Consider the following 23,530-nt stretch of genomic DNA (forward strand, 5'->3'; position numbering starts at 1 on the left):
CGAAATAATAGCAGATTCTTTTTTTATTGTCAAGAATATATATCGATTTAGTAGTGTATAAAAATAGTCAAGATTCTTTTATGGTATAATCTCATCAAAGTCTATAAAAGGTTTTGGGATGCTTTATACCATTTTGGCTATTTTTTCAGGTGCTGGTTTTGGTGCTCTTTTGCGTTTCTTTTTAGGTACAAAACTCAATGCACTTTATCCTACTATTCCACTAGGAACCTTGAGTGCTAATCTCATTGGGGGTTATCTCATCGGATTATTTATCGCTTTTTTTGCTTCAAATACCGCTCTTGCGCCCGAATGGCGCTTGTTCATCATCACAGGATTTTTAGGTGGACTCACTACGTTTAGTACGTTTAGTGCGGAGATCGTCACCCTCATTCAGGAAGGGCGCATCAGCATGAGTCTTGTGGCTGTTTTTTTACATGTTATAGGCTCTATCGTCATGACACTGCTTGGCATTGCCAGTTACACCCTACTTCAAAAAGGATCATTATGAAAGGTTTTCAACTTGTATTTTCAACCTTACAAAGCCGCAAGCATCCTAATGGCGAGCGACTTAGCCACTGGCTTGTTGAAGTTGCTGAAAAAATCGGCATTAAAGGTGTGACTATCCTACAGGCAACTCAAGGTATCGGACGAGATGGTAAATTGCACTCTTCCACCTTCTTTGAACTGGCAGATGAACCACTTGAGATCATTATGAATGTAGATGAAAAAGAGTGCGAGAAGCTTTTTGCGCTTTTAAGTGAAAAAAAACTAGGGCTTTTTTATACCAAAACTGCCATTGAGTACGGTACTATTTAAAAACATATTCAATGCCATTTACTATAGTGGCATTTATAAATTTAACGATCTTTTATATAAATGACGAATAAATTATAGTAAATCTTTAAACAATTTTCTTTTCATATTTATAATTTATTTTTTACTATTCCATCATACGCTCACTTATAAAAAGAGATAATTTGTAATAAAAAATATATTTCATCACCGTTACGTAAAAATACAAAGTTGCACTCTTATGCTTCAAAACACCATTATTTAGCTACAAAATACACTATTTTGACACAAAAAAGACATTTTTTGAACAGATTAAGTCGTAAAAGTACAATCATTTACCCTTAAAATCCATTTATATACGCCTTAGTCATCTGATATACTTTCTCAAAGTTTGGATTTCTTAAGGTTTATTATTTTTATTCGTTTTCGTCAGATGTCTCAAAATATGACGAAAAAACGATTTAAATTTTAATTTTATCCTTACAGCCTATATTTTTTCTAAAAAGGAGTTACTATGACAGCACCTTTTTTCAATTTTGCCAAAGAGACGTTTAGAATCGAAAAAATAGATTTTTATCCGCCTATTCCAAGGCATAAACACTCTTGTTATGAGCTATTCTTTATCGTGGGTGGTTCAGGAACATTTTACATTGATTGTCAAAGCTACGATATTCAAAAAAATACACTTTTTCTCGTCTCTCCAGAACGCATTCATGGATGGGAAAGAACCAATAATCTCCAAGCTTACTTGATAAAATTTGATCTTTCCATCTTTCCAGAGAACTCATTTAGTGATCACTTATCTATTTTCCATTTAGACACTGTTCAAGTTCAAGAAAATGAATTTAAATCGATAGAAAATATTTTAGCTACTCTTTTAGAAGAGTACCAAGCAACACGTTCTTTTAAAGAATGTACCATTTTAAATTTGCTCAATATTTTACTTATCTATGTAAAAAGAACACTTCCTGCTGTGCCATCATCTTTTACAACTAACACACTTTTTCTACAACTTAATGATCTTATGCAACAAAATAATTATCAACTTACACCAACGACCTATTATGCGAAAAAATTAAAAACGAGTGTCAAACTACTCAACCAAGCTATTAAAGAAATTACAGGACTTAACAGCAGTGATTACATTCGTTCAAAAACTATTTTAGAGGCGAAAAGACTTCTAAAATATGACACCATGACATGCAATGAAATTGCCGATCATCTCGGATTTGTAGACCCTGCATACTTTAGTCGATTCTTTAAAAGAGAAGTTGGAATTGCTGCGAAACACTTTCGAACTGCAACGGACGAAAAGTACAATTTTTAATAATGAAAATCCATTTTAAAAAGAAAAACTAGTTGTTATAATTTATCTGAAATTTAACTTTCGGAGGAATTATTATGAAAAAAATCGCTGTCGTACTTTTAAGTACCGTTGTTTGTGGCACTTTGGCGAGTGCTAAGATTGTTCAACAATTTGAACCAGAAAAAGACACTTCTGCTTTTAAAGGTAAGCCTGAAGTAAGTTTTAACACGGATTTAACATTTAATTATCAAGGGTTAAGTCAACAATATGAACTTGGTAACCCAGGAACTACTAGAGAAGTGACTTTACAGCAGGGGTTGTCTTTACCACAAGCTAATTTTGATATTAATGCAAAAGTTATGAGTGGATTTAATGTTAAGTTAGAAACAATGCTTTCTTCTCACCACCACAATGAGACTTATGTTAAAGGTGGTTATGCAACGATTGATAATCTAGATTTTATTGCACCAGGTTTTGCATCTGATTTAATGCGCAATATGACCATTAAAGTTGGTGTTGACGATATTAACTTTGGTGATGACCAATACAGAAGAAGCGATAATGCAGATGTTATGAGAAATCCATTTGTTCATAATATGGGTGTTGAATCTTATATGCAAGCACCACATATTGAGATATATTATAGAATTCCAGCCATCAGTTCACTTGTCATGGTTGGTATCACTAATGGACAAGTAAATCCTGATGATGTTACAGAATCTCATACAGCAGGTAGCTCAAATCGTCCTGCAGGCTATGCTAAATTTGCATTTGACAACCAACTTAATGATACTCTTCGTATAAGACTTTCTGAATCAGTTTATTATGTTAGTGGAACAAATAAAGGAAGCAGTTTATATAGTGGTGATAAAGCAGGTACTGTTTCAAGAAAAATTTTCGACTCTGATACATTTGCTAATGGTAAATGGACTAATAATGACAATGACTTTGGAGCATTGTGGAATGCTATGTCAGGATTTTCGGATTTAACTGTTTCAAAAACAAACTTTTTCACACGATTCTATGATACAGAATTTTATGCAATGTTAGAAATAGCTGATGGTGCTGATGCAAGTGATAAAGATATGAAAATGACCCATTATGCCCTTGACTTAGTTCAACGCTTCAATAATGATAAATTCTGGGTAGCAGGCCGTTATGAGAATGCTGTTGTTGAATATGCAGATGCAACTAATGATTTAGGTGATGCTGAAATGACTCAATGGCAGCTAGGTCTGGGTTGGTTTCTCTCTAAAAATGCAGTAGCAAAACTTGAATATATTGATCATAAGCGAGAGAAAAACTCAACATTTGTTGGTGGTAATGCAGAATTTAAAGGTTACATGATTTCAACAGCGCTTAGCTTCTAATTTGATAAGGATTTAATGTGAAAAAATTGATTTGTAGCCTTTTGCTTTTATCAGGCTTAGTTTACGCTGAAAATGTTGAAATTCATGGAACATCAACACTCCATGATTGGAAAATGGTATCAAACGAAACACAAACTGTTTTCGAAAATGATGGTTCAAAAATTACAAAATTGAACGTTTCAGTTCAAATTAAAACACTTAAAAGTGGTGATTCAGGCTTAGATGAGAAAGCCTATGAGACACTTAAAATTGATAGAAACAATGTTATCACCTTCAAACTTCTTGAAGCAGATTTAGCAGCTGGAACTATCAAGGGTGTTTTCAAAGTTCTTGATAAAGAGCGAACAGAAACTTTAAAACCAGAAGTACTAACACTTGATCGTGTTGCTGGTAATTTTAAAGTCAAAATGACTGAATTTGGACTTGAAGTTCCTTCTGTTATGTTTGGTGCTATCAAATCAGGTGATGAAGTAACTGTTAAGTACGACATCAAAAAATAAGATCTTTTTACCCATGAAGAGAGGACAAGTGCCGCCAAGCTTCCTCTCTTCTATCTCCTTGAATAATAGATAAAAGCATGGCTATATTTTAGTATATAGTCATGGTTTTGTCATATTATTATGATATAGTTTATCAATTTTATTGTACTATTTCATTCTTTATTGTCCTAAAAGTACAATAATTTGCGATGAAAATCTATGGATACATTGAGCAAAAGCCATTATACTTCGTACATGTAATACAACAAGGAGTATAGTGTGTTCTATGTAGAAAAAAAATTAGCCAAGTATATGACGGATGAAAGAGGTAAATTGCTGTTACGCTCTAGCATTGCTATCTTGATGCTTTTTCATGGATTTAAAAAATTAAATTATGGCATTAGTGGAGTCAAGGCATTGGTACTTCAAGCAGGGTTACCAGAGTTTTTAGCTTATGGCGTTTATATGGGAGAGCTTATTATCCCTTTTTTATTGATTGCTGGGCTTTTTACACGTTTCAGCGCACTCATCCTAAGCTCAACAATGGGTGTTGCCATCTATCTTGGCTTTACCGATAAACTTTTAATGTTAGATGCTAAAACAGGAGGTCCGTTAATCGAACTTCCATTACTCTACCTTTTAGTATCACTTAGTATTGTTTTTTTAGGTGCTGGAAAATACAGCTTAGATCGAAAATTACATCTTACATAAAGATAAAGATATAACGTATGAAGGAGTGAGAGCAGTGTTTCTACTTCTTCTGTTTTTGAGTATTAAGGAGATTAAATGAACACTGAAGTTAAAATTTTTCATGATATGGACCCTAATAGTCCTAATGAAGAAAAGAATTTCTTCATTGGAAAAATAAAACATTATGCCCCACCAACAGGCACACCACCGCCACTTCCACATAGGCATCCTTTTTACGAAATTATTTTTGTTACACAGGGAGAAGGCATTATGAGAATCGACTTTGTCGATAGACCTATGCAAAAAGGTTCGTTATACTTGATGCTACCTTCCCAAATCCATCTGCCTATTTATACTGGAGAGTTCCAAGGATTTTTGCTCCGTTTTGATCTCTCTATTTTTGCGGATAAAGCCTTTATGGAAAATCTCTCTATTTTCAATTTCGATTATCTTGCCGTCGAAGAACCTACATATAGTAATTTGGAAAATTTGCTTTTAAGTCTGCACGATGAATTCGTTACACAGCAAGCACTCAAACAGTGCACGATCAACAATTTACTCAAACTCTTTTTAATCCAAGTTCAAAGATTATTGCCTGAGGTAGTGAATGAGACAGCGCAAACAACACTTTTTGGCGCCTTCAATACACTTTTAGAAGAAAATAATTATAAAATAAACACACCTATTTATTATGCTAAAAAACTAAAAATTTCTATTAAAACACTCAATCAGGTTGTCAAAGAGTATACGGGTATTCCTTGTGGTGAATATGTACGTTCTAAAACGATTATTGAAGCAAAAAGACTTTTATGCTATACCAATATGAACTCTAATGAAATTGCCACAACATTAGGATTTGAAGATGCCGCTTACTTTAGTCGCTTTTTTAAAAGAGAGACAGGATATTCACCTATTCATTACAGAAAACATTCCGCGTAAATAAAAAAGATAGAAGCTCTTTTAAGGAACTTCTATCTCTAAAATAAAGGATGAGTAAGGATTAAACCTTACCCTCCTCTTTAAGCTGTTTATACCAAGAGCTATGAAGAATAGCCACTTCCTCTTCCTCTTTGTACCCTGTAATCATCGAATGAATAGCGCCTTTAATGGCAATGGCTGCCATGTAGACATGTACCATGAAGAACGTTGCTACTACCATTCCTAAGATATTGTGGACAATCGCGCAGACTCTTAGAACATCAATTTGACTCATTCCTAAGAAAGTAGCAATTGATGAAAGGTCTTTGTTTAAGAAGAACATCAAAACACCCGTGAGAATCATGACAATACCACCAGGCATTGCAATCCAGAACCATGCTTTTTGTCCTGCATTAAACTTACCAGCAGGAACAGGTCTTTTCTCTTTTGAGAGATATCCACCCACGATCATCATCCATTTGATGTCATCACTGTTTGGGAACATATCACGTATCCAAGCGATAATCATCGGAAGAACCGTAATCGCAAAGACAGGTGTCGCTAAACCATGAAGGTTTTTAGCAATGCGCACAAATGTGCCACCACCAAAGAAGTCACCAAATGCCATGATAAAGCCTGTTGGAGCAATCACTAAGAAAGAGATGGCTGCTAGATTATGCATAACGCGCATTAAAACGCTAAATGCAAAGATCTTTTTGCCATCATGCGAAAAGACTTTAGGGCCAATCATCCTATAGTGAATACCACCAGCGACAGGAACTAAAAAGAGTGCAATCAAAAACCCTTTCCAAAACCATTCACGTTGGAGAAAGGTAAAAACCTCTCCAAACGCAGGATAATGAGAAATGGCATTAAGCATTGCAGTTCCATACAAAGGATCATCATATGTTCCTGTACTCACAGCATATAACGATGAGACCGATAGAAACACGCTGCTTAAGAGCACAAGGTATTTTTTCATTGTGTTAGCCCTTTTCTACCTTGTTTACCATAGGCAAGGTTCCAAATATATGAATTACTCGCTTCTTTGCTCTGACCACGTGCCAATACTCTGGTGCGATATAGCTCAGAAACTTTCTCAGATGTTCCAATCATAAGCGCATTGGTTGCACACATTGCCGCACATGCAGGTACTTTTCCCTCAGCAATTCTATTTTGACCATAAGTATGGCGTTCTTTTTCAGAGTTAGTCTCCAATGGTCCACCTGCACACATCGTACATTTATCCATCGCCCCTTTAGCACCAAAAACACCATCTCTTGGGAACTGTGGAGCACCAAATGGACATGCATACAAGCAGTAGCCACAACCGATACATTTGTTTTTATCGTGAAGAACAACACCGTCTTCTCTGATATAGAAACAATCGACAGGGCATACTTGAGAACATGGAGCATCAGAGCAGTGCATACATGCAATAGAAACTGAAGTCTCTTTGCCTTCAACACCATCATTAAGAGTAACGACTTTACGACGTGCTACGCCAACAGGGAGTTCATGCGCATTTTGGCACGAAACCACACATGCAAAACACTCAATACATCTATCGGTATCACAATAGAATTTTAATCTGCTATTGATATTTTCCATGGTCTCTCCTTACGCTTTCTCTACGCGACATAAACCCGCGTTGAACTCTGAAATTTGGGTAATTGGGTCAAATCCGTAGTTAACAATCGTATTTGAACTCTCACCAATGGTATACGGACGTGTTCCTTCTGGATAGTTTGCACTCAAATCTACACCTTGCATAATACCTGCAAAGTTGTACGGCATACAGATACGATCAGGAGTTACGCTACGGTTGTAGTGTGCTCTAACCTTAATCTTTGTGCCTTGAGGTGCGTGAATCCACATCATGCCCTTATCTTCGATGCCATACTTGGATGCCAAGTCTGGGTGAATATTGGCAAACATCTCTGGTGTGATGCTTGAGAGGTATTTACTGGTTCGCTCTAACATACCAGCACCACTTAAGTTAACCAAACGCATACTGGTCATAACGGTTGGGAAATCTTTTGACCAATCTTGTTTTGTTTGCTCCGTGATGTAGCGCGTTGCAACCCTAAAGTTATTCGCTTGATCAGGCAATGCTGGGTATTTTTGTACCAAATCCCAACGTGGCGAGTGAATTGGCTCTCTATGAACAGGTACTGGATCTGGGAATTCCCAAACGATCGTACGCGCTCTTGCATTTCCGTAAACACACACACCGTATTCACGTGCATATTTTTGAATAAGTCCGCTAAAGTCCATCGCCCAGCTTGGTCCCATTTGCGCTTTCTCTTCTTCAGAGAGCGTAATGCCAAGAACTTTTTCAATATTTGCTTTAGTGAGTTGCGGGTAACCACCTTTGATTTTTTGACCTGGTAATGTTACAGTCTCATCGGCGATTTGGCTCACACCATTGTGCTCTAGTCCAAAACGATTTCTAAAGCCCATACCACCTTCATTGACTGGTTTGGAGACATCGTAAAGAACTGGTGAACCTGGATGTTTTTCATCCCAACATGGCCATGGAAGTCCATAGTATTCACCTTCCATCTCACCACGACCTTTAAGGGTTAATGGATCAAACAGATGCCAGTTTGCTTGATGTTTACGTAAACGCTCTGGTGTCCAACCTGAAAGACCAATACTTTTTACCGTACGAGCGATTTCGCGAACTGCATCATCTGGCCATACAAAGTCATTTTTGTACTGAACAACGTTACCGCCTTCAACACGCATTTTCATGCCCTTAACGTACTCGTCATAGAAACCAAATTTTTTCGCGAATTCAAACATGACTTCATGATCCGCTTTACTCTCATACAGTGGCTCAACAACTTGTGAACGCCATTGCGCTGAACGATTGGTCGCAGAGAGGGTTCCTTCACATTCAAACTGTGTAGCAACAGGAAGAATGTAAACACCATCTTTTCTATCGGTAATAATCGCTGCTTCATTCACAAATGGCTCTGCAATAACCAGCATATCGAGTTTATCAATCGCTTCTTTGATTTTCACTTGCTGAGACATAGAGGTAATTCCCGTTCCTTGTACCCAAAGAACACGGATTGGTGCAGAAGAGGTTGTTTTTTCCTCTTGAAGAACACCTTGCCACCATTTAGCAAGTGAGAAACCTTTAGCGTGCATCCATTTGCGTTCACCTTTATCATCAAGTTCAGGATGGAAACGATTTTGGAGATACTCTAAACTCACACCCCATGTTTTTGCATAGTATTGCCATGCCGCTTTATCCAAGCCGTAGTATCCAGGAAGTGAATCTGCAAGGTTTGCCATATCGGTAGCACCTTGAACGTTATCATGACCACGAATAATTTGACAACCGCCACCTGGTTTACCTGCATTACCTGTAACAAGAGCAAGGATTGGAAGCACACGTGTATTTGAACTACCAACAGAGTGTTGTGTAATACCAAGTGACCATGCAATAGCAGCAGGTTTAGTTTTTGCATAAAGCTCAGCAACTTCAAGGATTTGAGCGACAGGAACACCGCTAACATCTGAAGCAACTTCAGGTGTCCATTTCGCAGCTTCTGCTCTGATTTGATCCATTGCATAGGTTCTATGATCAATAAAATCTTTATCTTCCCAACCATTTTTGAAAATGACATGTAATAAGCCATATGCAAATGCAATATCTGTGCCCGGGCGTAGACGAACATAAATATCAGCTTTAGCAGCACTTCTAGTAAAGATAGGATCAACGACGATCAACTTCGCGCCTCTATCTTTGGCTTGTAAGAAATGTTTAAATCCAATTGGATTGGCTACTGCGGAGTTGGCTCCGACCATCATAATTAACTTAGAATTTGCAACAACGTCACCAAAGTGATTTGTCATAGCACCATAACCCCATGTATTTGCCGCACCGGCAACAGAAGCGCTATGTCAGATTCTAGCTACGTGATCGATATTGTTTGTCCCCATAAAAGCGGCAAATTTTCTAAAGTAGTAAGACTGTTGATTATTGAATTTTGCTGAACCTAACATCATAAGTGTATCAGGACCATTCTCTTCTCTGATTTTTAACATTTTAGAAGAGATCTCATTAATCGCTTGCTCCCATGTTAAACGTTTCCATTGTCCGTTTTCTTTTTTCATTGGATATTTGATACGTTGTTTAGACTTGGTCAAATCGATTTGATCGGTTCCTTTACAACAATGGCTACCCTCACTGATCGGATGGTCATGTGCTGGTTCTTGTCTTACCCATACACCGTTTTGCACTTCTGCAACAATACCACAACCTGCTGAACAAATCGAACAGATGGTTTTAACTTTTTTACTTCCTGGGAATGGGTTTTTTACCTCTTCCGCAGTCGCAGCTCTTATATTTTCTTCTTTTGCAAGAAGATTCCCTGCTCCAAAACTAGCACTTCCAAGAGCCGCCATTTTTAAAAATGAACGTCTTCCTATTTTGCTAGAGGAGAGTATTGGGTTTTCGCTTTTACTCATATCTTCTCCTAGTGTTAATAGGTTCTCTTATAGTAGAGTTCCCATTCTTTTGTCTCTTTATAGACAATCTCTTTTTTTGGAGATTTGCCATAAACGACACCGTTACTGCCTTTTGCATCGCTTTTAGCACTTGCTAAAGCCACGCTCGTTCCAGCTGTTGCTACAACAGCGGTTGTTCCAAGGGCTTTTTTCAAAAAGTCCCTTCTGTTTTCTTGCATACTCTACGCCTCCTTTTCCCGTTCAGGAATCAGTTTTTCACTCTAAAAAGAGTTACTCAAAAACGTTGATACGCTCTTTGGTAACCCTTTTTAGCATTGTGCAAAATTTGCATATTTCAAGAGATAAAAAGTCTCTATTTATGCAAATTTTGCATATTTATCTACAAAACAATTTCGTCTAAATTTCGTCTGACTCGTTGAGTGAGTGGCTTACGATCTCGTTGAATTGCAGCACTAACTCTCTCTGCACTCTCCACTTTTTGAGATGGAGCTACGTTTAAATAGAGTCTTTCAAAATCAATAAATGCTCTTAAAATAATGGCAGTATTTTTATAGAAGAATGTTTGTTCATGTTGGGAGAGATGATCAATAAATTCATCGATACAATCATTGATAACATCCGCAAAAACTTCACGTGAAAGTGTTAAGCTCTCAACATCTCCCTCAACGCCAGCTTGAATGAGTTTATTCATAAAGCGGAAGAGAAAAAGGATTTGATCTTCTGAATCATTGCAGATAGGCTTATTTTTTCTAAATTTTGAACGAAGTACTAATCCTGCAGCTTTGACTCTTTTTTGACCATCATCTCTGCCTTCGTCGTAATATGACGCGCTGAGAGGAATAAAAGAGCTCTCAGGAGAGACAAAGACATCGTCGTACTCCTGTTTTAAAGCAGTAAAACCTTCTGTTTTTAAATGGTTTTTAATTGATAAAAATGCCTCTAGCGTGCTTTCATCTAAAGGATTTGCACTAAAAATATCTAACAATGTTTCAATATCAGCGTAAGCTTCTTCTTTTTCAACAAAATCCAATATCTTTGCAAAAAAAGCGTAGTAGAGTAACCTTGCTTGATTAATTGCTTCTTGGTTCATCCATCAATTCCTTTCTTTTCGTTTTCCATATGTGCCTTAAACATGACTTTTGGTTTACATGACGCACAGCAGTAGAGTGTTTTTAGCTTTACTTCGTCATTGCCAAAGAGTGGCGTCATCATTGTTGCAATTTTTTCAACAGCTTTGACTGTTGCAAATGGCATCCCACACTCGATACAGGTAAAGAGTTCGTCTTTTGCCATTGTGCGCTGTGAAAACCAGCTTGGTTTTAAACTGATCTCATCTTTGATGACAGTAAGGCACTCTTTCTCAGGACAGGTGACCTCACAATACCCACAGTTAGTACAAATGGAAGCGTTAAAGCGAAGCGAATTGTCTTCAGGATGTGCTGTTAAAGCGCGTACATTACAAGCACCTACACAGCTTAAGCAGAGAGTACAGTTACTTTCATTGATCTTGATATCACCATAGTGAACATGCTCACCCGTTTTTACCACACCCAAATCTTCATTGCCCACGAGATGCGCTAGGCGTGCGGAGAAAATCTCTCGTTTGCGAAGTCCCTCTTCATTGATGCCATACATGCATTCAGGAATGCTCTCTAGACTTTCAAAAATACGTGCTAAATCTGCACTATTTTCACAGACATAAATTGCTTTTTTGTGGTATTTTTTCTCAAAGATTTCATTGAGAATGCGAATGACATCACCCGTACCTTTAGAGATGAAGTCTGTATAGAAAATGACCGGATTTCCGCTGGTTTGAAGCAGATTTAACAGGTGTGCTTCATGAAGGTATTTTTCACCCTCAATCATCAAAGGTAATACGCCTTCTTTCAGAGGTGTATCGATCAAGTTCAAATCCATCTTATGAGGAATAATCAATGCGGTTGAGCCTTTGAAATAATCGCTCAAATGTGAAAAAGCGATACGTGGCATTTGGGTATAGTCAATCGCTCCACTAGGGCATACACTGACACATCCACCACAACCATGGCAATCAATATGAGAAAACGCTAGGTGCTTCTCTTCATCTTCTTTTAAAATAGCAACCGTTGGGCAAACCTCAGCACATTTACCACACACCTCAACACGTCTTTCATGGTACTGACAAATGGAAGGATCATAGTTGATATAGTTTTTATAGTGGTACTCGCCTTTGTTGTCACGCAGTTTTTTTAATGCGCCCTCTAATCCGATAACGGAAGGATCATACACACCGCTTTGTTTCATCGCAAAAACGGGAGCATTCCACCACATAATCTGATCACATTCAAGATCAAGCAACTCATCTTCTTTTTTGAGAGTTACACTAAGAGCACCAATGTGACCGTTAACATCAAGGATCATAGAAGGAGAAAGAAGAATGACCGTAAACTCTTCGTTACTGAGTTCGGTTTTGAGCGCTTCATGACCTGCATCATCGCTGACGATTAAAACCCTATTGCCGACTTCTTGCGTATAGTCCATATCTTGGGCAAAATCAAAACCAAGTGCACGCATAGCGTATAATTTAGTTACATTATTAATTTTGTGAGCAATACTATCACGAGATTTTTGAAGATAAAAATTGATCTCAGGCGCATAAATAATTGCTTCTGCTTCAGGGTGGTTCGAGACCAAAAAGTCACCATGACATGGGCTTTTAACCAGTTCTATCGCTTCATTAAGAGGGAAATCAATACCAACGGTATCGTAGAAAACGTACTCTTTTTGCATTTTACATCCATAAGTGGTAAATGAGAATTTACCGAATTGTAAAATGAATTGGTTTAAATGGTTCTTAACAAGAGAAATTTTATCTATGTGTAATACGTTGTATAATAATTTATATAACGTATTACAGGCTCGTTTTTACAATTAGGTTGCGTTAATCTTCTTAGGCTATAATAACTATCATCAACTGTTGAAGGTCACTCATTTTGGTAAACAAAAACTTTCTGATCATGAGCTTTATAGCCCTATTCATCTTGATATTCTCCTTTTTTTATGCTTCATCGTATAAAAATATGGAAAAAAATACGATTTTACTAGGAGCTTCTCTACCCCTCACAGGTATCAATAGCCATTTGGGGCGTGATGTCGTTGTCGGTGCCAATACCTATTTCAGTCACACCAATGCAAGAGGTGGCATTCAAGGGAAAAAAATTGAATTTATCCAATATGACGATAAATATGAACCTGAAAATACGCTCAGTAACACCATTAAACTGATTAGCAAAGATGATGTTTTTGCGCTCTTTGGTTTTGTGGGAACACCTACAGTCAAACGTGTGCTTCCACTTATCTCTGAAACCAATATTCCTTTTATAGCACCTTATACAGGAGCTTCTTTTCTTCGTACCAAAGATACGCCCAATATTGTCAATTTTAGAAGTTCTTACAATGAAGAACTTGATGCCCTTGTCGAATATCTCACCAAGCAAAAAAACATTACCCGTTTTGCTATTTTTTATCAAAATGATGATTATGGTGAGGAAGGCTACATTGCACTCTCAAACGCTCTTGCCAAACGCAATCTCACACTGAGCGCTGAGGGAACCTATAAACGTAATACGCTCTCCATTCGTCATGCCATTCATGAAATTGAAGCGGCAAAACCAGAGGCAATCGTCCTAGTAGGATCTTACAAACCCACTGCTCGTTTTATTGAAAAGGTCAAAGAGCACATTCCTTCTAAAATGATTTTCTGTCCTATTTCATTTGTCAATGCTGATGCGTTAATCGGGGAATTACACGGTCAAGGCGAAAATATTCTTTTCTCTCAAACGATTCCTTCCTACGATGATTTTTATTCAAAAGAAGCCGTGGAGTACCTAAAAAACCTTACATTTTATTATCCTGAAGAAAAACCTTCTTTGGTCTCTTATGAATCCTATTTAGCCGCAAAGTCCGTAGTAACAGCGCTCAAAGCGATTAATGGAGCAATTACGCCTAGTAAATTTTTAGACAAGCTCAAAAATCTTTCACCTAAAACACTTGATAACATTCCTTTAAAATACAATCATGCACAACTTTTAAACCAAGTCTATCTCTCAAACTATGTGAATGGCAAATTTGAGATCATCCAAAAGTATGAGTACTAAGATGACATTTGTAGAATTTATTAACCAAAAACTCGAAACCATTAAGTTTTCCAATAAAACAAAAATTCTTATTTTCATTATTCTCAGTGGAACAATCACTATTGGTTTTTTGATGTTCGTTTCCATTTTTGCACTCAAATATGACTACGAAACCTTATTTCAAAAACACACGCAACCCCAAGTCGATTTAGAAGAGATAAAGGATAATTACCGCGTCAATATTGCAGAAACTCTTCGCGATATTCGTGAAAAGCAGATCAGCAATAATGATGCTATTGAGGTTATTTATCTTGCCCAGCAGATCATACACAAACAATGGAACAGCTACCAATTTGCAACCAATCGCCAAATTGGAGGGCTTCCTTATTTTGCAAGCAAATGGCTGAGCCTCTTTTTAGTCACACCTGAAATTCCTGAAAAGACCATTTTCCAAAAAGGCATTGTGGATAAAATCAGTGTTAAAATGCAAAGTATCGACAGCAAAATCAACATCATGCTTGATCTTTTAAAATACTCAAAAACCGAACAAGCAGCTTTTTTAATCGATGATATTACGCTAGAAGCTAATTCACTCAATATCTATCTTTCAAGCCTGATTACCACGCATCTCAAACAAGCAATTACTGAAAAGCAGGTAAACGATAGCCTCTTTCAAACCAGTACCGTTATGCTCATTCTTCTTATTGGTATGATTTTCTTTTTTATCACGATGGTACTGCTTATCATCATTAACCACTTTAAAAACTTGCATAACTATCTTGAAGAAAACGTACTCATTAAAACCAAAGAGTTACGGGACCTCAACGACTCACTAGAACTTCGTATTAAACGCGAAGTTGAAAATAGCCGTAAAAAAGACAATATCATGTTTCAACAAGCGAGGCTTGCGAGTCTTGGAGAGATGCTTCAAAATATCGCGCATCAGTGGAGACAGCCACTGGGTTCACTCATGATGATTATTCAAAGTTTTGAAAGCAAATTTTTAGCAGGTAAGTTGGATGAAGCTTTTATCTCATCTCGCGTAAAAGATGCTCAGCTGCTCTCTTCAAATATGTCAGATACGCTAGAAGACTTCCGAACCTTCTTTAACCCGAACAAAAGCAAAAAAGCATTTCGTATCAAAGAGGTTATTCAAAAAGCGGTGGATCTCTCTAAATACCAATTAGAAAAAGAAGAGATTACGTTAGAACTCTTGATCAAAGATGATCTTGAGGTGTTTGGTTTTAAAAATGAGCTCATTCATGTTTTGCTCAATCTCATTGGTAACTCTAAAGATATTTTAGCCAGTAAAACAGAGCAAACACACAAGATTATTCACATCATTGCAAAGCAAAATACACAGAGTATTTTCATCAATGTTATCGACAATGGCGGTGGTATAAAAAGTGATATAATACCCAAAGTTTTCGACCCCTACTTCACGACAAAGCACAAAAGTGTGGGAACAGGCATCGGTCTTTATATGTCCAAACAAATGGTTGAAAAACACATGCACGGCAAAATAAGCTGTAAAAACATTCGCCACAAACTAGGAACAAAACTCTTTTGGGCATGTACGATGTTTACAATAGAAATACCAAAAAATTACATCAATACAAACGAGGGTGATGAAGATGAACAAGCGCAATTTTGAATTACTTGGTAGTTTTACCATTCTTTATATCGAAGATGAAGCAGACCTGCTAAAACACACCACTTCTGTTTTAGAAGATTTTGTGAAAAAAATCTACCCTGTTCAAACCATCGATGAAGCTCTCGAAATCATTAAAAACGAAAAAATCGACGTTATTATCGCAGACATCCATCTCAAATACAGCAATGGACTCGACTTCTTACGCACCGTCAAAAATGACCTTGAAATGGAACTCCCCTCCATTGTTACAACAGCATTTACCGATACAGAGTACCTTTTAGATGCGATTAAACTGCATGTCGATAACTACATTATCAAGCCTGTCAACATCAAAGAATTGCTCAACTCCTTACATGATGTGCTTTTACCTAAAATTCAAGCCAAAGAGATTGAGCGCTCTTACAACATCATCAAAACTATCTCAGCAGTCACCGATAGTAAACAAGTAGAAATCATTCGTTTCATCATCAAAAACTTAGACCATGAAAATATGCTCAACTACTCTTACAGCGAGATTATGGAGCAAGTTGATGTCAGTAAACCTACAGTGATTAAACTTTTTAAACAATTAGGAGATCAAGGTATCCTTACCAAAATTCAAAACAAAAAATATCTCTTTGACGAGACAAAACTTCCGCTTCCGGAGAACGCATGAATGCTTTAAGAACACTTCCTAAGGTTGACAAGTGCCTTACACATCCTCTTTTTGAAGGCTGTAATGCAACCTTAGTGATGAAAATTGCGAGAGCTCACATCGAAGAGCTACGCCAAGCACTGATTCATAAAGAGATTGAAACTTTTGATGAAGAGACGTTGATGAGAGAGATTAAAGAGGCATATGATGCCCTTTTTGAGCCATCTTTAAAACCACTTATCAATGCCACAGGTGTTATTTTACACACCAATATGGGCAGAAGCCTTATCTCTAAAACCCTCTTAGAGCGTGCGAGTAACGTCATTTGCAACTACTCAAATTTAGAGTACAACCTAGAATTGGGCAGTCGTGGGGAACGTTATGAGCATGTAAGCACGCATCTGAAAGAGCTTTTAAATGTTGAAGATGTTTTAGTAGTCAATAACAACGCTTCAGCGGTTTTTTTAATTCTCAATACCTTTGCTAAAGATCAAGAAGTGATTGTCTCTCGTGGTGAACTGGTTGAGATAGGAGGAAGTTTTCGTATTCCTGAAGTGATGAAACAAAGTGGTGCAAAACTTGTTGAAGTAGGTGCTACAAACAAAACAAAAATCACCGACTATGCTAACGCCATCAACGAAAATACTGTCATGCTGATGAAAGTGCATCAATCAAACTTCTCCATTGAAGGCTTTAGCGAAGATGTAGCCTATGAAAATCTTAAACTCTTAGCAGATCAAAACAACCTCTTGGACTACTATGACCTAGGCAGCGGTTATGTACCAAAACTTCCCTACAACTTAGGCAACCGCGAACACTCTTTGAGTGAAATTTTGGAGTGTTCTCCTTCACTGATTAGCTTTAGTGGCGACAAACTCTTTGGCAGCGTACAAGCAGGTATCATCGCTGGGCGTACGGATTTGATCGCAAAGCTTAAAAAGAACCAACTGCTACGCATGCTCAGAGTCGATAAAATCACACTCAGTCTGCTTGAGGAGAGCATTAAAGCCTATCTCAAAGAAGAGTATGAGCAAATCCCTACATTGTGGCTGCTGTTTAGAAGTGTTGAAGAACTCTCACAAAGAGCCTTAATGTTCCAAGAAAAAATAGGTGCAGATTACTGTGAAATCATCCAAAGTGAAACCTATATGGGAGGAGGCACATTGCCCAATCGCCGCTTTCCAACCATTGCTTTACATATCAAAGGCAAAGCAACGACTTTAGAGAAAAAATTTCGTAAAGCTCATGTCATTGGACGTATTGAAAATGAACAATTTTTACTCGATTTTCGCACCATCCTTCCAAGTGTGGAAGAAAAACTTATCACTATCATTGAAACTATCATAGGCAAGAAATAATGGAATATATTATCGTAGGAACCGCAGGTCACGTCGACCATGGTAAAACGGCTCTCATCACTGCCCTAACAGGCTTTGAAGGAGATAGCTTAGAGGAAGAAAAACGCAGAGGCATTACCATCAACCTTAGCTTCTCTTCCATGCAAAATGAGACAAAGAATGTTGCATTTATCGATGTCCCAGGACATGAGAAACTCTTAAAAAATATGATTGCTGGCGCATTTGGGTTTGATGCGAGTTTGGTTGTTATTGATACCAATGAAGGCATTATGCCCCAAACCAGAGAGCATTTGGAGATTTTAAATCTTTTACACGTCAAAAACATCATCGTTGCACTCACTAAAAAAGATCTTGCAACTTCTGATGTGATAGAACAAAGAACATACGAAATTACTGAGCATCTAAAATCACTTAAAAATCTTCATTTGGTTGAAATTATTCCTGTGAGTATTTACGAGGCTTCATCGATTCAAGCCCTAAAAAAGGCACTTTTTGATCTTCCTGCAACACCTAAAAAAAGTAACGGACTCTTTCGTTACTATGTTGATCGCTCTTTTTCCATCGCAGGTGCAGGAACGGTTGTCACAGGAACCGTATTAGATGGAACCATTAAAGTGGGTGAGAAGCTCTTTGCCCCAGAGTTAGAAAAAGAGTTTGTTATCCGAAATCTTCAGGTACACGACCATGATGTGGAAGCGGCGTATTCGTCTCAAAGAACGGCCATTAACCTCCAAAATGCGCAAAAAACCTCTTTTGAAAAAGGAGCATTGCTCTGTAAAAAAGGATTTATTCGTGGTTTTGACTGTGCTGATGTGTGGTTGGAAAGTATTGGCGGACATACACTTAAACATAACAGTAAAGTGATACTTTACGTCGGAACCAAGCAGGTTGAAGCACGCATTTTATTTTATGAAAATGAAGACAAAGCGGACAAAGGCTATGCAAAACTGCAGTTCAACCATAAACTCTTTTTAATACATGATGAGCCTTTCATCATCTGCTCAAGTGGTCGTACGATTGGTGGTGGACGCATCCTCAATCCTATCAACGATCCGATGAAAAAAAGAGTGAAATTAGAGCTTCTAAAAGCCCTTGACTGCAAAGATTTTAAAAGTGCTTTTACCATTTTAGTTGAAATGCACAAACATGGTTTTGGTCTCATCTCTTCTAACCAACGCTTTGGTTTAAACCATGATGAAGCTATTGCGATTGCGAATGAAATGAATGATGTTTTTGTTGATGAAAAAGGCTTAGTTCTCTACCCGATTTCCATGAAAAATGAATTAGAACGTATCATCCAAGCCATTTATGCAAAAAACGCGTATGCCCTACTTTCGGCGAATTCACTCTCTTTAAAACTCAAATGGGCGAGTGTCGCTTTGGTAGAAAGTGTGCTTCAAAAACTCTGTGAAGAAGGGATGCTTGATTTTGTCAATGGTATATATAAAAATGCTCAAATTGACATTGATAACATTGAAACACTGATCGAAGATAAGATTTATGACATTTTACTAAAAGCTGAATTTACGCCTGACGCGCCTTACAATATCTATGATGATCTCGACATTGATCGCAAAATGGGAGATGATGCACTCAAAAGTCTCACACGCTCCAAAAAAGTCGTACGCTTAGAGCATAATCTCTTTGTAACGACTCTTGCGCTCAGTGCCATTGTTGCCCATATGCGTGACATTATGCGCAAAGAGAACGGTATTGATATTAAAGCCTTTAAAGATCACTTCGATATGAGCCGAAAATACTTAGTGGCGTATCTTGATTATCTTGATAATTTTGAAGATGTTAAAAAAGAGGGAAACAGAAGAGTACTTCTCTAAAAGAGAGTCGATTTTAATCGGCCCTCTTCTCTTCACATTTCTCTTTCGCCCATTTGTGTTTCAATCCATGAATATAGACAATCAAGATAAAAAACATCGCTGATGTGATGCCAAGTACCAATAAAATCATTGTCTCTGATGGGTCGGTCTCCAATAAAATGAGCTTTCTGACTAACACAACAAATGAGATTTCAAGAAAGGTAATCGCATAGTCAAACCCATCTTGAATAAAAAGTGTTTTTACAATCGCTAAAACAATCAAGACAAACAAACTATCGGTTAAAATGATTTTAATCGAATCAAAATCAAGAGCTCCTTGAGAAATCGTAAATGCGACCATTTTATATCCGAGGCTTACAAAACACTGCCCCAAATAGACAATCATCATCACGATAAAAATATACCGCGCGATATTGAGTATCTTAAGGAGCATACTCTCAACTTTTTGCTCTAAAAATTGATTAAATGTTGAAACTTTCGTTAACAGATTCTCTTCCGATTTGGGTTTTATATCATTTTCCACACGCTACTCCACAATTCATCATGCCCTAAAATAGGCGCGAAATTATATAACAATCTCACCTATTTGTTGACTAAATTGATGACATTTTTGTTTCTTTTTCAAAAAAAATCTATTTTGCTCTTGACATTATTACTAATTAGTAGTATTATTTCGGCAAAGGAAAGAAAAATGAAACTTAGATCAGATGTTAAAAGCTACGGTGAGCGCACAGACAAAAGTATGCAGACGTGGATTCAAATTCTACGAGCATTTCAAAAGATCCGTGCAAAAGAGTTGAAGTATATCAACGAAAGTGGCCTAACAATGAATCAGTTTGAAGTTCTTGAAGTCCTTTACCATCGTGGAGACCTCTCCGTAGGTGCTATTACGAAGTTAATTATGAGTACCCCTGGAAATGTCACCGTTGTTGTAAAAAACCTCACCCGTGATGGTTTGGTGGCAACAGAGCCTTCAGCTGAAGACTCACGTGTTCGTATTATGAGCATCACAGAAGCAGGGAAAGCCCTTATTGGCGGTATGTTTACAAACCATGCAGCGAATTTAAAGAGCTATTTCGATGTTTTAAGTGATGATGAGTTGGTCGTATTGTACGACTTGTTACGCAAATTGCAAAAAGCACAATAATTTTTTGCACAAATATTACTAATTAGTAAAAAGGAACTGTTATGAAAATCAAATCTTTACTCGCGTCATCTTTGTTGGCAGGAACTGCCCTATTTGCTGGAAACTACACTGTCGATCCAATGCACTCAAGCACAGACTTTAGCGTCAAACACGCAATGATTTCAACCGTAAAAGGTAATTTTGGAAAATTCAACGGTAGTTTTGAGTATGACGAAGCAACCAAAACACTTAAGTCTCTTAAAGGTACTATCGAAGCGACATCTATCGATACAGGCATTAAAGATAGAGATGATCATTTACGTTCAGCTGATCTTTTTGATGTAGCAAAATACCCAACAATCACATTTGTTCTTGATGAAATCAAAGGTGACAAAGCGTATGGTAAACTGACAATGAAAGGTGTTACAAAACCAGTTGTTCTCGCTTTTGAAAACGGTGGTGCGGCAACAGACCTTTATGGTAACAAACGTGTAGGACTTGGACTTAGCGGTAAAATTAACAGAACAGATTTTGGTATCTCTTGGAACAAAGCACTTGAGACTGGTGGTGTGATCGTTGGTGAAGAAGTAAAACTTGACGTCGCATTAGAAGGTATTTTACAAAAATAATTTTATAAAGAACACCAAAGGAGCCAACCATGTCATTCATAATTCATAAAGCCGACCAAAGAGGCACTGCAGAGCATGGTTGGCTGCATAGCCGTTTTAGTTTTTCATTTGCAGAGTATTATAATCCAAACCGTATGGGCTTTGGTGCCCTTCGTGTCATCAATGATGATGTCATAGAAGCGGGACTTGGTTTTGGGATGCACCCGCATCGTGATATGGAAATCGTATCTATTGTCACCAAGGGTGTTTTAGTGCATACCGATTCATTTGGCAATCATGGCGAAATTCACGCAGGTGAAATTCAGTATATGAGCGCAGGAGAAGGTGTTTTGCACTCCGAATTTGCTTCTAAAGAAGAAGATGCCGCACTATTTCAGATTTGGATCAAACCAAATGAAAAAGGTGGCAAACCACTTTACAATCAACGTGATTTTAGAGATGTCACCAAAAACAATCAGTGGGTAACACTGGTTTCGCCTGATGGTAGAGATAACTCCATAGCGATCAATCAAGAGGCGTTTATTCTTACGACTGAACTCTCTGAAGGTAAAACGATTTCCATAGCTTCTTCAAGCCCAGATCGTGGTAAACTTTTATTGGTGGTTGAAGGAAGTGTAAAGATCGATGGCGTCATACTTGATAAACGAGACGAAGTACAAATTACTGAAGAAAAAATCTATGAACTTGAAGCGTTGAAACCCTCTTGGGTTTTAGTATTTGATGTGCCCATGCACTAAAAAATAAAGGAACTATCATGTCACCCGTTAAAATGTCACTCGAAGCCAATAAAACTTACCACTTCTGTACCTGTGGAAAGAGTTCTAGCACCGTTTTATGCGATGGAAGTCATAAAGGTTCAGGTTTTACACCTAAAGCATTTACGGTGACTGAGAGTAAAGAGTACTACCTTTGCGCCTGTAAAAAAAGTGCAAATTCACCATTTTGCGATGGAAGCCACTCCAAATAATGCAATACCCTTTGAAAGAGCAGTGAAAAATTTTTCACTGCTCTTTTTCGTGTATAATGACGAAAAATAATCAAAGGCTACTTTTTTATGTCAAAACACCCTACTCTACTACACCATTTTCGCTCTTTTTACCTTCAAAACAGACTTGATGATCTTGAAATTGCGATTGAATATTTCACCGTTTTTGGAGGAACCAGTTGGAATGTCGATACCACAAAACCTCTTTTTGAGCTCATTTCCAACAAGATTTTAAAAAACTACACTTACATTCACACCGACATTACCAAACAAACTCATAGCAACAAACTTGTCCATACTCTCTTAAGCGCATGTGCCACAGGGGATCGTCGTGTTTTTTCCTCCTATAAACGCGCTCGCCTAAGCCGTGAAGAAGGTAATGAAGCGCTTCATGCACTTTTGCGCAGTGAACTCATTGAGCTTGAATATTCACTTGAACGCCCTATGAGAGAAGAAGATGATAACTCCGATAAATTGAGCTTTACAACTCCTTTTATGCGTTTTTGGTTTGCCTTTGTGTCACCTTACTATAAAACGATTAAAGAGGGTGATTTTAGTGAAGTTGAAAAAGCATTTACGAATCGAGAACAAGGCTTTAGCGATCTGATTTTTGAAAAACTCTGCCAATCATTTTTGAAAAAAAGTTTTAGTGAAGATCCTATCGTCGAGATCGGAAGTTATTGGGACAAAAATGCAGAGATTGATATTTTGGCAAAAACAAAGTCTGGTAAACTGATTGCAGGAAGTTGTAAATACACCAACGCAAAAGTGAAAAAAACAGAACTGACACGGTTAAAAGAAAAATGTGCATTAGCGGAATTTGAACCCGATATGTTCGTTATTTTTGGTAAAAATGGCTTTAGCTCAGAGCTTAAAGCCCTCAAAGGTAATGATCTTAAACTCTATACACTCAAAAGTCTAAAACCACTTGTAGAAGAGATAAAAGAAAAAGAACTCATCCCTTGTCAAGGGAAAAAATACTAAGAAAGGGAGAAAATCTCCCTTTCTCAAACCCCTAAAAACCTACCTTGCTAAAACAACACAAGTTGCAACAAAGGCGATGATCTCAGGGGTGTATCTGAAGTAACTCATCCAAATACGCATGATGTCATCCTTTTGCTATGTGATACGCAAAAGAAGCATTCTTCGTTCCA

At 37.5% G+C, this 23,530-nt stretch carries 24 protein-coding genes; 17 read left to right on the top strand and 7 right to left on the bottom strand.

Annotated elements, in window-relative coordinates:
- The first annotated feature begins 118 nt into the window (after positions 1 to 118).
- From crcB to UCH001_RS11650, 7 genes are all read left to right on the top strand, one after another.
- Positions 119 to 508, top strand: coding sequence for a fluoride efflux transporter CrcB (gene crcB, locus UCH001_RS11620; protein WP_067178001.1), 390 nt, complete (start codon positions 119 to 121; stop codon positions 506 to 508).
- Positions 505 to 816 (top strand): DUF190 domain-containing protein, encoded by a 312-nt coding sequence (locus UCH001_RS11625; RefSeq protein ID WP_067178003.1) that lies wholly within the window; start codon positions 505 to 507, stop codon positions 814 to 816. The genes crcB and UCH001_RS11625 overlap by 4 nt, the downstream gene beginning before the upstream one ends.
- Positions 817 to 1,306: 490 nt before the next feature.
- Positions 1,307 to 2,119, top strand: a complete 813-nt coding sequence (locus UCH001_RS11630) for a helix-turn-helix domain-containing protein (protein WP_067178005.1) — start codon at positions 1,307 to 1,309, stop codon at positions 2,117 to 2,119.
- A 74-nt stretch (positions 2,120 to 2,193) separates the two neighbouring features.
- The gene (locus UCH001_RS11635) at positions 2,194 to 3,468 is read left to right on the top strand and encodes a hypothetical protein (RefSeq protein WP_067178007.1); all 1,275 of its coding nucleotides are present in this window, start codon (positions 2,194 to 2,196) and stop codon (positions 3,466 to 3,468) included.
- Between the two features lie 17 nt (positions 3,469 to 3,485).
- The gene (locus UCH001_RS11640) at positions 3,486 to 3,968 is read left to right on the top strand and encodes a YceI family protein (protein ID WP_067178009.1); all 483 of its coding nucleotides are present in this window, start codon (positions 3,486 to 3,488) and stop codon (positions 3,966 to 3,968) included.
- 258 nt (positions 3,969 to 4,226) lie between these two features.
- Positions 4,227 to 4,658: a DoxX family protein gene (locus tag UCH001_RS11645; protein WP_231963934.1), complete on the top strand. Its 432-nt coding sequence runs from the start codon at positions 4,227 to 4,229 to the stop codon at positions 4,656 to 4,658.
- Between the two features lie 75 nt (positions 4,659 to 4,733).
- On the top strand, positions 4,734 to 5,576 hold the full coding sequence (locus UCH001_RS11650) for an AraC family transcriptional regulator (protein WP_067178011.1): 843 nt from the start codon (positions 4,734 to 4,736) through the stop codon (positions 5,574 to 5,576).
- 61 nt (positions 5,577 to 5,637) lie between these two features.
- Here UCH001_RS11650 and UCH001_RS11655 read toward each other — a convergent pair whose 3' ends face one another.
- From UCH001_RS11655 to UCH001_RS11685, 6 genes are all read right to left on the bottom strand, one after another.
- Positions 5,638 to 6,537, bottom strand: coding sequence for a formate dehydrogenase subunit gamma (locus tag UCH001_RS11655; protein ID WP_067178013.1), 900 nt, complete (start codon positions 6,535 to 6,537; stop codon positions 5,638 to 5,640).
- Positions 6,534 to 7,166 (bottom strand): formate dehydrogenase FDH3 subunit beta, encoded by a 633-nt coding sequence (fdh3B, locus tag UCH001_RS11660; protein ID WP_067178016.1) that lies wholly within the window; start codon positions 7,164 to 7,166, stop codon positions 6,534 to 6,536. The genes UCH001_RS11655 and fdh3B overlap by 4 nt, the downstream gene beginning before the upstream one ends.
- Before the next feature lie 9 nt (positions 7,167 to 7,175).
- Positions 7,176 to 10,040 (bottom strand): formate dehydrogenase subunit alpha, encoded by a 2,865-nt coding sequence (locus tag UCH001_RS11665; protein WP_082705725.1) that lies wholly within the window; start codon positions 10,038 to 10,040, stop codon positions 7,176 to 7,178.
- Between the two features lie 14 nt (positions 10,041 to 10,054).
- Positions 10,055 to 10,258 carry a twin-arginine translocation signal domain-containing protein gene (locus UCH001_RS11675; RefSeq protein WP_067178022.1) on the bottom strand — a complete coding sequence of 68 codons (204 nt, stop codon included), beginning with the start codon at positions 10,256 to 10,258 and terminating at the stop codon, positions 10,055 to 10,057.
- Positions 10,259 to 10,419: 161 nt separating this feature from the next.
- Positions 10,420 to 11,130, bottom strand: a complete 711-nt coding sequence (locus UCH001_RS11680) for a molecular chaperone (protein WP_067178023.1) — start codon at positions 11,128 to 11,130, stop codon at positions 10,420 to 10,422.
- The gene (locus tag UCH001_RS11685) at positions 11,127 to 12,809 is read right to left on the bottom strand and encodes a 4Fe-4S binding protein (RefSeq protein WP_067178024.1); all 1,683 of its coding nucleotides are present in this window, start codon (positions 12,807 to 12,809) and stop codon (positions 11,127 to 11,129) included. The genes UCH001_RS11680 and UCH001_RS11685 overlap by 4 nt, the downstream gene beginning before the upstream one ends.
- A gap of 290 nt (positions 12,810 to 13,099) precedes the next feature.
- Between UCH001_RS11685 and UCH001_RS11690 the strand changes: the two genes are divergently transcribed.
- Genes UCH001_RS11690 through selB form a run of 5 tightly spaced genes read left to right on the top strand, consistent with a single transcriptional unit; the run spans position 13,100 to position 19,636 of the window.
- Entirely contained in the window at positions 13,100 to 14,176 is a 1,077-nt protein-coding gene (locus UCH001_RS11690; protein ID WP_231963935.1) for an ABC transporter substrate-binding protein, read from the top strand.
- Position 14,177: 1 nt separating this feature from the next.
- A complete protein-coding gene (locus UCH001_RS11695) occupies positions 14,178 to 15,809 on the top strand; it encodes a sensor histidine kinase (RefSeq protein ID WP_067178026.1) in 1,632 nt (543 codons plus the stop codon).
- Positions 15,790 to 16,464: a response regulator gene (locus UCH001_RS11700; protein ID WP_067178028.1), complete on the top strand. Its 675-nt coding sequence runs from the start codon at positions 15,790 to 15,792 to the stop codon at positions 16,462 to 16,464. The genes UCH001_RS11695 and UCH001_RS11700 overlap by 20 nt, the downstream gene beginning before the upstream one ends.
- Positions 16,461 to 17,801, top strand: coding sequence for an L-seryl-tRNA(Sec) selenium transferase (gene selA / locus UCH001_RS11705; RefSeq protein WP_067178030.1), 1,341 nt, complete (start codon positions 16,461 to 16,463; stop codon positions 17,799 to 17,801). The genes UCH001_RS11700 and selA overlap by 4 nt, the downstream gene beginning before the upstream one ends.
- Positions 17,801 to 19,636, top strand: coding sequence for a selenocysteine-specific translation elongation factor (selB, locus tag UCH001_RS11710; RefSeq protein ID WP_067178032.1), 1,836 nt, complete (start codon positions 17,801 to 17,803; stop codon positions 19,634 to 19,636). The genes selA and selB overlap by 1 nt, the downstream gene beginning before the upstream one ends.
- Positions 19,637 to 19,649: 13 nt before the next feature.
- On the opposite strand, the gene UCH001_RS11715 is transcribed toward selB, so the two are convergent.
- Entirely contained in the window at positions 19,650 to 20,159 is a 510-nt protein-coding gene (locus UCH001_RS11715; protein WP_067178033.1) for a hypothetical protein, read from the bottom strand.
- 168 nt (positions 20,160 to 20,327) lie between these two features.
- Here UCH001_RS11715 and UCH001_RS11720 point away from each other — a divergent pair, with 168 nt between their 5' ends.
- The 5 genes from UCH001_RS11720 (at position 20,328) to UCH001_RS11740 (ending at position 23,360) form a co-directional block, all read left to right on the top strand.
- Positions 20,328 to 20,783, top strand: a complete 456-nt coding sequence (locus tag UCH001_RS11720) for a MarR family winged helix-turn-helix transcriptional regulator (protein WP_067178034.1) — start codon at positions 20,328 to 20,330, stop codon at positions 20,781 to 20,783.
- 41 nt (positions 20,784 to 20,824) lie between these two features.
- Positions 20,825 to 21,391, top strand: a complete 567-nt coding sequence (locus tag UCH001_RS11725) for a YceI family protein (protein ID WP_067178039.1) — start codon at positions 20,825 to 20,827, stop codon at positions 21,389 to 21,391.
- A gap of 29 nt (positions 21,392 to 21,420) precedes the next feature.
- Complete coding sequence (locus tag UCH001_RS11730; protein WP_067178040.1) at positions 21,421 to 22,128, top strand: pirin family protein; 708 nt, start codon at positions 21,421 to 21,423, stop codon at positions 22,126 to 22,128.
- 17 nt (positions 22,129 to 22,145) lie between these two features.
- Complete coding sequence (locus UCH001_RS11735; protein ID WP_067178042.1) at positions 22,146 to 22,358, top strand: CDGSH iron-sulfur domain-containing protein; 213 nt, start codon at positions 22,146 to 22,148, stop codon at positions 22,356 to 22,358.
- A gap of 87 nt (positions 22,359 to 22,445) precedes the next feature.
- Entirely contained in the window at positions 22,446 to 23,360 is a 915-nt protein-coding gene (locus tag UCH001_RS11740; RefSeq protein WP_067178043.1) for a DUF234 domain-containing protein, read from the top strand.
- The last annotated feature ends 170 nt before the right edge of the window (positions 23,361 to 23,530 follow it).

The sequence above is a fragment of the Sulfurospirillum sp. UCH001 genome (assembly GCF_001548035.1).
In the GTDB taxonomy this organism is placed as follows: Bacteria; Campylobacterota; Campylobacteria; order Campylobacterales; family Sulfurospirillaceae; genus Sulfurospirillum.

Bases quoted from the DNA above. Each gene is read 5' to 3' on its own strand.
- crcB (WP_067178001.1), top strand. From the start codon at position 119: ATGCTTTATACCATTTTGGCTATTTTTTCAGGTGCTGGTTTTGGTGCT.
- UCH001_RS11625 (WP_067178003.1), top strand. From the start codon at position 505: ATGAAAGGTTTTCAACTTGTATTTTCAACCTTACAAAGCCGCAAGCAT.
- UCH001_RS11630 (WP_067178005.1), top strand. From the start codon at position 1,307: ATGACAGCACCTTTTTTCAATTTTGCCAAAGAGACGTTTAGAATCGAA.
- UCH001_RS11635 (WP_067178007.1), top strand. From the start codon at position 2,194: ATGAAAAAAATCGCTGTCGTACTTTTAAGTACCGTTGTTTGTGGCACT.
- UCH001_RS11650 (WP_067178011.1), top strand. From the start codon at position 4,734: ATGAACACTGAAGTTAAAATTTTTCATGATATGGACCCTAATAGTCCT.
- UCH001_RS11655 (WP_067178013.1), bottom strand. From the start codon at position 6,537: ATGAAAAAATACCTTGTGCTCTTAAGCAGCGTGTTTCTATCGGTCTCA.
- fdh3B (WP_067178016.1), bottom strand. From the start codon at position 7,166: ATGGAAAATATCAATAGCAGATTAAAATTCTATTGTGATACCGATAGA.
- UCH001_RS11675 (WP_067178022.1), bottom strand. From the start codon at position 10,258: ATGCAAGAAAACAGAAGGGACTTTTTGAAAAAAGCCCTTGGAACAACC.
- UCH001_RS11680 (WP_067178023.1), bottom strand. From the start codon at position 11,130: ATGAACCAAGAAGCAATTAATCAAGCAAGGTTACTCTACTACGCTTTT.
- UCH001_RS11685 (WP_067178024.1), bottom strand. From the start codon at position 12,809: ATGCAAAAAGAGTACGTTTTCTACGATACCGTTGGTATTGATTTCCCT.
- UCH001_RS11690 (WP_231963935.1), top strand. From the start codon at position 13,100: ATGGAAAAAAATACGATTTTACTAGGAGCTTCTCTACCCCTCACAGGT.
- UCH001_RS11695 (WP_067178026.1), top strand. From the start codon at position 14,178: ATGACATTTGTAGAATTTATTAACCAAAAACTCGAAACCATTAAGTTT.
- UCH001_RS11700 (WP_067178028.1), top strand. From the start codon at position 15,790: ATGAACAAGCGCAATTTTGAATTACTTGGTAGTTTTACCATTCTTTAT.
- selA (WP_067178030.1), top strand. From the start codon at position 16,461: ATGAATGCTTTAAGAACACTTCCTAAGGTTGACAAGTGCCTTACACAT.
- selB (WP_067178032.1), top strand. From the start codon at position 17,801: ATGGAATATATTATCGTAGGAACCGCAGGTCACGTCGACCATGGTAAA.
- UCH001_RS11720 (WP_067178034.1), top strand. From the start codon at position 20,328: ATGAAACTTAGATCAGATGTTAAAAGCTACGGTGAGCGCACAGACAAA.
- UCH001_RS11725 (WP_067178039.1), top strand. From the start codon at position 20,825: ATGAAAATCAAATCTTTACTCGCGTCATCTTTGTTGGCAGGAACTGCC.
- UCH001_RS11730 (WP_067178040.1), top strand. From the start codon at position 21,421: ATGTCATTCATAATTCATAAAGCCGACCAAAGAGGCACTGCAGAGCAT.
- UCH001_RS11735 (WP_067178042.1), top strand. From the start codon at position 22,146: ATGTCACCCGTTAAAATGTCACTCGAAGCCAATAAAACTTACCACTTC.
- UCH001_RS11740 (WP_067178043.1), top strand. From the start codon at position 22,446: ATGTCAAAACACCCTACTCTACTACACCATTTTCGCTCTTTTTACCTT.